Source organism: Streptomyces sp. NPDC002784, from assembly GCF_053592135.1.
In genome coordinates, this window is the sequence record NZ_JBSFVD010000064.1 from 1 (window position 1) to 8,833 (window position 8,833).

An 8,833-nucleotide genomic window follows, 5' to 3' on the forward strand; every position below is an offset into this window, starting at 1 on the left:
CGGAACGTCGGATCACCCGACACATCCGTCCGCAGCACCAGCGTATTGACGAAGAAGCCGACCAGGTCATCCAGGCTGTCATCCGTGCGCCCGGCGACCGCAGTGCCGAGCGGGACATCGGTGCCCGCACCCAACCGGCTCAGCAACGCCGCCACCGCGGCCTGCAACACCATGAACAGCGTCGTCCCGCTCTCCCGCGCCAACCCCACCAGACCCGCATGCAGCTCCACACCCGAACGCGCCCGCACCATCGCACCCCGATGCGACGCCACCGGCGGACGCGCCCGGTCCACCGGCAGCTCCAGCTCCTCCGGGAGGTCGGACAGGGCGTCGGTCCAGTAGCGCAGCTGGTGCAGGGCGAGGCTGTCCTCGTCGCGCTCGTCACCGAGCAGGTCCCGCTGCCAGAGGGCGTAGTCGGCGTACTGCACCGGTAGCGGCGCCCAGTTGGGGGCGTGGCCCGCCGCGCGTGCCTCGTAGGCGCGGCCGAGGTCGCGGGTGAGCGGGGCCATGGACCAGCCGTCACCGGCGATGTGGTGCAGGACGAGCACCAGCACGTGTTCGTCCTCAGCGACCTCGAACAGGGTGGCGCGGATGGGCAGTTCGACGGCCAAGTCGAAGACGTGCTCGCCCGCCTGCCGTGCCGCTTCGGTCACCTCGTCCGCACCGCAGGGCTTGATGTCGAAGGGCACGTCCGGGCTCGGGACGATGAACTGGTGAGGTTCGCCATCGGGGTTGGGGAGGATCGTGCGCAGGGCCTCGTGGCGTACGGTGACGTCGTTGAGGGCCGCGCGCAGGGCGTCGTAATCCAGGGAGCCGCGCAGCCGTACGGCGAGCGGCACGTTGTAGGTGACTCCGCTCTCGTCCCACTCCCGCAGGAACCACAGCCGCTGCTGGGCGTACGACAGCGGAATCCGTTCGGGGCGTTGCTCGGCGGGCGTCAGCGCGGGGCGCGGGCGCACGTCGTCGGTGCGCAGTCCCGCGGCCAGGCCGGCAGGGGTGGGGGTGGCGAAGAGGGTGCGGACACCGACCTCCGCGCCGAGGGTGCTGCGGATGCGGCTGATCAGGCGGGTGGCCGTCAGGGAGTGGCCGCCGATGGTGAAGAAGTTCTCGTCGGCGCCGACGCGGGAGATGCCCAGTATCTCGGCGAAGAGTCCGCAGAGGACTTCCTCCTCCGGGGTGCGCGGTGCGCGGCCTTCGGCATCGCCGCCGACCAGGGGCTCGGGCAGGGCCTTTCGGTCGAGCTTGCCGTTCGTGGTCAACGGCAGCGCATCCAGCACGACACAGGAGGCCGGAACCATGTACTCAGGCAACGTTCCGCCGACGAACCGGCGCACTTCCTCAGTGTCAAGGCGACTGCCCTCGGCGGGAACGACGTAGGCGACAAGGCGCTTGTCACCCGGCCGGTCCTCACGCACCACCACCGCGCACTGCACGATCCGCTCATGCCGCGTCAGAACAGCCTCGATCTCCCGCGGCTCGATCCGGAACCCCCGCACCTTCACCTGATCATCCGCACGGCGCAAAAACTCCAGCGCACCATCCGAACGCCACCGACCCAAATCCCCCGTCCGATACATACGCTCACCCGCCCCACCGAACGGACAGGCAACAAACCGCTCCCCCGTCAGACCCGCACGCCCCACATACCCATGCGCCAGACCCGAACCCGCCACATACAACTCCCCCGGCACCCCCACCGGCACCGGCCGCAAACCCCCATCCAGAACAAACACCCGCTTGCCGGCCAACGGCACCCCGATCGGCACCGAAGCCGCACCCTCCACCACCCCAGCCACCACATGACTGGTGGTGAACCCCATCGACTCCACCGGCCCATAACCATTCAGCACCCGAAGCCCCGGATGACGCTCACACACCCGCGCCACATGCGACACCGACGCGGCCTCACCCGCCGTCATCACCGTCCGCAACCCCGCAAACAACCCCGGATAGTCATCCACCAGCACGTTGAACAAACTCGCCGACAGCTGCAACACCGTCACACCACACCCGGCCACCAGCCCCGCGATCTCATCCAGATCCGTCCGCGACCCCACCGGCAACACCGTCCGCCCACCATGGAACAGCGCCGAGAACACCTCCAACGCAAACGCATCCCACGACACCGGCGACGACTGCAAATACACATCATCCGCCCGGAACTCCAGATAATCCGGACCCACAAACGTCGACACCAACGCCCGATGCGGAGCCACCACACCCTTCGGCCGCCCCGTCGAACCCGACGTGAACATCACACACGCCGCATCCCACCCACCACACACCACAGCCGGATCGGAGTCGTCCCGTGCCGCTATCAGTGCGGCCTCACGGTCGAGCAGGACACGGCGCAGCCCGGACTCGGGCAGCGGGCGAGCGAGATCGTCGCGGGTCACGAGAACGCGAACGCCGGCGTCGGTGACGACAGTGGCCAAACGCTCCGCCGGGAAGCCCGGATCCAGCAGCGTGTAAGCCGCCCCCGCCTTCAGCACACCCAGCAACGACACGATCAACTCAGGCCCACGCTCAAGATGAACCCCGACCACATCACCGGAGGCCACACCCACATCGACGAGATGACGAGCCAGCCGATTCGCCCGAGCATTCACCTCCCCATACGTCAGCTCCACCCCACCCTGAACCAACGCCACCGCATCCGGCACAACCCGCACCCGCGCCTCGAACACCCCAGGCACCGAACGCCCATCCACCGCACCAGACCCGGCACCACTCCACTGCTCCAGAACGCGCTCCTCCTCCACGCCGAGCAGCGGTACCGAAGCGAGGGGCATGTCGGCGTCGGCGACGACGGCCTCCATGAGCCGGGCGAGTCGGTCGACCATTTCCACGACGGTGCTCTCGTCGTAGAGGTCGGCGGCGTACTCCACGTCCCAGCTCAGCCCGGCCGGACGACCGTCCTCCCCGGCGATCTCCTCCACGAAGAAGGTCAGGTCGAACTTCGCCGCCGGGTGCTCCAGGGGTTGCGTGGCAGCCTGGGCGCCGGCGAACTGGTAGACCCCGTCGATGTTGTTCTGGAGGACGAGCATGGTCTGGAAGAGGGGGTGCCGGGCGGTCGACCGGGCGGGGTTGACCGCCTCCACCACCCGCTCGAACGGCAGATCCTGATGCGCATACGCCTCCAAGTCGGAGGCCCGCACCCGACCCAGCAGCTCACGGAACGTCGGATCACCCGACACATCCGTCCGCAGCACCAGCGTATTGACGAAGAAGCCGACCAGGTCATCCAGGCTGTCATCCGTGCGCCCGGCGACCGCAGTGCCGAGCGGGACATCGGTGCCCGCACCCAACCGGCTCAGCAACGCCGCCACCGCGGCCTGCAACACCATGAACAGCGTCGTCCCGCTCTCCCGCGCCAACCCCACCAGACCCGCATGCAGCTCCACACCCGAACGCGCCCGCACCATCGCACCCCGATGCGACGCCACCGGCGGACGCGCCCGGTCCACCGGCAGCTCCAGCTCCTCCGGGAGGTCGGCCAACGCCGCTTGCCAGTAGGCGAGTTGGCGGGCGGCGAGGCTGTCGGGGTCGCGTTCGTCGCCGAGCAGGTCCCGCTGCCAGAGCGTGTAGTCGGCGTACTGCACGGACAGTGGGGCCCATTCGGGGGTACGGCCGGCCACGCGTGCCGAGTACGCGGTGCTCAGGTCACGGGCCAGGGGCGCCATGGACCAGCCGTCACCGGCGATGTGATGCAGCACGAGCGCCAGCACGTGCTCCTGCTCACCGATCTCGAACAGGTCGGCGCGCAGCGGGTGTTCGGTCGCGAGGTCGAAGACGTGACCGGCGGCATCGGTGAGCAGGGCGGGCAGCCGGTCCTCGGTCGCTGAGGTGACGCGCAGGGTGAGGCCGGGCGTGGTGAGGATGTGCTGGCGCGGTTCGCCGTCGACGGCCGGGAAGAGGGTGCGCAGGGCTTCGTGGCGCAGGGCCACGTCGTTGAGGGCGGCTTCGAGGGCGGTGCCGTCCAGGGGGCCGCGCAGCCGGACCGCGAGCGGGATGTTGTACGTCGATCCGCCGTCCTCCCACTCCCGCAGGAACCACAGGCGCAGCTGGGCGAAGGACAGCGGGACCGGGTCGGGGCGCTGTTCGGCGACCGTGAGCTGGGGCCGGCGCTCGCCGCTGTCGCGCAGGACGGCGGCGAGTTCGGCGACGGTGGGCGCGGCGAACAGCGTGGGGAAGGTGATCTCGGCGCCGAGGGCGCTGCGGATGCGGCTGATCAGCCGGGAGCCGAGCAGCGAGTGGCCGCCGAGGCGGAAGAAGCTCTGGTCGATGCCGACTCGTTCGAGGCCCAGGATCTGGGCGAAGAGCTGGCAGAGGACTTCCTCGTCGGGTGTTCGGGGCGGCCGTATGCCGTCCGTCTGGGCGGCGGGGGCGGGCAGGGCTTTGCGGTCGATCTTGCCGTTGGAGTTGAGCGGGAGCGAGTCCAGCACCACGAACGCGGTGGGCACCATGTACGGGGGCAGTTCCTCGGCGGCTCGCGCGGCGAGGTCGTCGGGGTCGGGGGTGCCGGACTCGCCCGGGACGACGTAGGCGACCAGGCGCTTGTCGCCCGGCCGGTCCTCGCGGACGACGACGATGCGCCGGCCGACGCCCGGGAGGCGGCCCAGTACGGCCTCTATCTCACCGAGTTCGATGCGGAAGCCGCGGATCTTCACCTGGGCGTCGGCCCGGTTCACGAACTCGATCACGCCGTCGGGCAGCAGACGTACCAGGTCGCCCGTGCGGTACATGCGCTCGCCGGGGCGGTCCGGGCAGGCGACGAACCGTTCCGCCGTCAGTGCGGGCCGGGCGATGTAGCCGCGGGCCACGCCGGCGCCCGCGAGGTACAGCTCGCCCGTCGCCCCTTCGGGCACCTGGCGCAGGGAGTCGTCCAGGACGTGGGCGGCCATGCCGTCCATGGCGCGTCCGATGGGGACGGTCGCTCCGACGCGGTGGGGCGGGCGCAGCGCGAGGAAGGTGGCGAACGTGGTGGTCTCGGTGGGACCGTAGACATGGACGAACTCGGTGTGCGGGCAGCGGTCGAGGACGCGCTGGATCGCCTCGGGCGAGCAGGCCTCGCCGCCGCTCCATACCTGCCGCACCAGGTCGAAGACCTCGGGGTCCTCCTCGGCGACGAGGTTGAACAGGGCGGTGGTCAGGAACAGGCTGGTGACGCCGTGCTGTTCGGTGACGCGGCGCAGGGTGCGCGGGTCGAGCTGGCCGGGCGGGGCGAGCACGGCCTGGTGGCCGGCGAGGAGCGGCACCCACAGTTCGTAGGTGGCCGCGTCGAAGGCGTGCGAGGAGTGGACAAGGACACGGCGCTGTGCCTCGCCGTCCCAGCAGTGGTCGGCGGCGAGGGCGAGGATGTCCCGGTGGATCACGGCGACGCCCTTGGGCGCGCCCGTGGAGCCGGAGGTGAACATGACGTAGGCCAGCCCGAGCGGGTCGATGACCGTGCCGGGGTCGGTGTCGGGACAGCCGGCGAGGGCGGTGTCGTCGTCCACGGCGAGCGTGGTCACCAGGCCGTCGAAGAGGTCGCCCGGGTGGGTGGCGCGGTCGGTGAGCAGTACGGCGGCACCGGTCTGCTCGATGACCGCGCGCATGCGGGCGGCGGGGTAGGAGGGGTGCAGTGGCACATAGGCGGCGCCCGCTTTGAGGATCGCGAGCAGGGCCACCACCAGGTCGGCGGAACGTTCCATCAGTACGGCCACGGCGCTCTCGGGGCGGTCGCCCACCCCGAGCCCGGCCAGCCGGTGCGCCAACCGGTTGGCCGCGCGGTCGAGTTCGCCGTAGGTGAGGAGCGTGCCGTCACCGCGCAGGGCCACGGCGTCGGGGGCCCGCCTGACCTGTGCGGTGAACGCGGCCACGACATGGCCGAAGTGGTCCGGGCCGGTACGGCCGTTGTCGTCGCCCACCGCTCCGCTGCCCTGCCGGGCCTCGGCTCCGGTCGACGAGATACCGTCGTAGGGCATGTCCGCGTCACGATGGGTCGGCATGGCTTTCCACTCCACCTTGTCTGGGGTTGATGGATCTCACGAACGGAAAATGCGGGGGCCGGCCGGCGGGCCGGGGCTCAGGCCGAGTAGACGCCGGGGAGTTTCGGGTAGGCGCTGGCCTGCCACACGGAGTCGACCCCCGTGACATAGCGGGTGAGCCGTTCCAGGCCGATACCGAATCCGGAACTGGCCGGAATTCCGGCGCGGGCCATGTCCAGATACCAGCCGTACTTGGCGGGGTTCTCCCCGGTCTCCCGCATACGGGTCACGATCCGCTGGTATTCGTGTTCGCGTTCGCTGCCGCTGGCTATCTCGCCATATCCCTCGGGCAGCAGCAGATCGAAGTTGCGCAGCACACCCGGGTTCTCGCGGCTCTCGCGGTCGTAGAAGCCGCGCGAGCCCTTCGGGTAGTCGGTGACGAAGAAGGGGCGGGCGGTCTCTCGCGAGATCCGCGCCTCGTCGGCCCAGGCGATCTCGGCATGCGGGTCGCCGCCCACCCGGGCGACGGCGTCGGCGTGCGACATCACGTCGAAGGGGCCGGCCAGCACCTCCTGGAACCGGCTCGTGTCCCGGCCGAGCCGCGTCAGCTCCTCCCCCATGGTGGCGGTGGCCTCGCGGACGGCGGTGACCACGATGCCCTGGGCGACCCGCATGATCTCCTCGCGGGAGTGGCCGGCGGCCTCGACGTCGATCTGGTGGAACTCGGCCAGATGGCGGCCGGTGTCGGCGGTCTCCGGGGGCTCCAGACGGACGTTGGGCGCGATGCAGAAGATCTTGTCGAAGGCGTGCAGCGAGGCCTGCTTGTAGAGGATCGCGCTCGTCATCAGCTTGTAGCGGCGGCCGTAGTAGTCGATGTCGACCTGCTTGGCGCCACGCACTCCGGGGTCGGTGACGGGACCGATGATCGGCGCGCACAGTTCCACGAAACCGGCCTCGTCGAGATGTCTGCGTATCGCCATCAGAATGCGGTGCTGAATACGCAGGACATCACGCGTGACCGGGTCGGAGAGATGTTCCTGCGGGGATTGCGGCGGGCGTTTCCGATGAAGTGACGGCGTTTCCTTCAGGACCACTGACATGTGAGGTCTCGATTCTCTGAAGAGGGCGTGCCAACCGGGCCGATCGGGTCCGGCCGACGGCGGCTCCGGCTGATTTCAGCAGGAGATTAGTAGGCGGTCTTTCGGTCAATCGGCAGTTGAGTACGGCAGATTCGCGGAACTTCGTGTGGCGGCCCCTGAACGGGTCCGTGCGGCAAAGGCGCGGCGACGAAGCGCGGCGAAGGGGGTGGCGAAGGGGACGGCCGGGCCCTAGCCGACGAGCCGGCGTTCCAGGAACGCCACGCCCTGATCGACGGCCAGGAGCCGCCAGGCCTGCTTGGCCATGTCGTTGAGGGCGGTCTCCCAGGTGCCGTCACCGGCGTCGGGAGCCAGGGAGGCGAGCAGGATGGTCGCGTACTCGTATCCGGTGCGCGAGGAAACGGCGGCCCACTCGGCGGCGCCGGCGCCGGCGCGGTCCGACGGGACGCCCCGGGCGGCTTGGGCGAAGGCGTCGCGGCTCTCCTCGTCCAGCCGCAAGGCGTCGGCCAGCAGGCGTACGGTGTCCTGCCGCGGCCGGTCCACACGCCCGTGTTCGAGGTCGCGGATGGCGCGGACGCTCAATGCCGAGAAGTCAGCCAGCTGTTGCTGGGTGTAGCCCTCCCGGATCCGGTGGAACTGCAGCAGGGATCCGAAGGGGCTCGTCTTGGTCAGCGTGGTCACGGTTCCTGTCCCCCGTCTCGGTGTGATGGGTGCGAACGGTCACTGCCGGCCGGTGGTGTCCTTGCCGGCCGTCGGGTCGGCGGTGGGGACAGGGATGAGCACGAGGCTGGCCGCGAAATCGGCCAAAGTGCCGGGCACAGCGGACATCAAACGGTCTCCTGACTGACGGTCGTTGCGGGTGCTGTCTCGGTGGGTTCGAGGCGGGAGCTGTGGGTGCGCTCCCTCAGCGTCCGGTGGCGTGGCCCCGGTCGGGCTCCAGCGCCTGCCGGTGCAACCACTCTCGGCCAGGCGCCGCGCAAATGTCAGCTCTCGGCCGTGTCCTCATCCGGCAGCCGCATAGTCCGTCCATCCCCGCTCGAGCGTTCCAAGAGGCCGTCGAAGTACACCCCTACGATGGCCGCCGAGCAACCGGTGATCCTGCTCCGACGCAGGGCGGGCACCCGCGCGACGGTGCGCCGCGAGACCGCGAGCGCGGCCTGCTCCGCCATCAGGAGCGACTCGGCCACTACGTAGAGCCCCACGGTCAGCACCTGGCCGGCGCCCGGGTGGACGCTCACATGCTCGACGCCCTCCGCGGAGGTCGCCTGCGCGATGAATTGTGCGGCCAGATCTTCCGGCACCTGGAAGCCACACGGCGTGTGCAGGCGCACATGGATGAGATGCATGCCTCGATCCTCGGGAAGCCATCGATGACCAGCAAGCAGGAAAGTTGAGCGCTTTCTGCCAGGGCCTGAAAGGGCCACGCGCCGGGGGCAATGAAGCCGCCACGATTTTCCCGGGAACTGGTGACGCCGCGGAATGCGTGCTTGGATGGCCCCCGTCGTCGGACTGCCACCGGCCCGGGGAGAGTATGGTTTTGGTTGAGCTCGGTTTTGATCACACCTGTGAATCGGTCTATCGCGCACTGCTGGCCCGCCCGCAGCTGGGCTTGGATGAACTGCGCGAAGACCTCGGCCTTTCGGACGCCGATCTCCGCAGGGCACTGGACAAGCTCAGCGAACTGGCGCTATCCGGGACGTCGTTCGACGCCTCCTCACTCGTTCAGAACCGTCGATCCGGAGATCGGCATCCAGGCGCTCATCGCCC

At 69.7% G+C, this 8,833-nt stretch carries 4 protein-coding genes and 1 pseudogene; 1 reads left to right on the forward strand and 4 read right to left on the reverse strand.

Features of this window, described 5'->3' with window-relative positions; genetic code table 11:
• From ACWD1Z_RS35720 to ACWD1Z_RS35735, 4 genes are all read right to left on the reverse strand, one after another.
• On the reverse strand, positions 1-5,990 hold a 5,990-nt coding region (locus tag ACWD1Z_RS35720), incomplete at its 3' end, for an amino acid adenylation domain-containing protein (RefSeq protein WP_451124810.1).
• A gap of 77 nt (positions 5,991-6,067) precedes the next feature.
• The gene (locus ACWD1Z_RS35725) at positions 6,068-7,069 is read right to left on the reverse strand and encodes an asparagine synthetase A (RefSeq protein ID WP_451124812.1); all 1,002 of its coding nucleotides are present in this window, start codon (positions 7,067-7,069) and stop codon (positions 6,068-6,070) included.
• 228 nt (positions 7,070-7,297) lie between these two features.
• Entirely contained in the window at positions 7,298-7,747 is a 450-nt protein-coding gene (locus ACWD1Z_RS35730; protein WP_451124814.1) for a helix-turn-helix domain-containing protein, read from the reverse strand.
• Between the two features lie 302 nt (positions 7,748-8,049).
• On the reverse strand, positions 8,050-8,412 hold the full coding sequence (locus tag ACWD1Z_RS35735) for a hypothetical protein (protein WP_451124816.1): 363 nt from the start codon (positions 8,410-8,412) through the stop codon (positions 8,050-8,052).
• Between the two features lie 185 nt (positions 8,413-8,597).
• On the opposite strand from ACWD1Z_RS35735, the pseudogene ACWD1Z_RS35740 reads away from it, so the two are divergent.
• Positions 8,598-8,833, forward strand: a pseudogene (locus tag ACWD1Z_RS35740) (hypothetical protein); the annotation flags it as partial.

Bases quoted from the DNA above. Each gene is read 5' to 3' on its own strand.
- ACWD1Z_RS35725 (WP_451124812.1), bottom strand. From the start codon at position 7,069: ATGTCAGTGGTCCTGAAGGAAACGCCGTCACTTCATCGGAAACGCCCG.
- ACWD1Z_RS35735 (WP_451124816.1), bottom strand. From the start codon at position 8,412: ATGCATCTCATCCATGTGCGCCTGCACACGCCGTGTGGCTTCCAGGTG.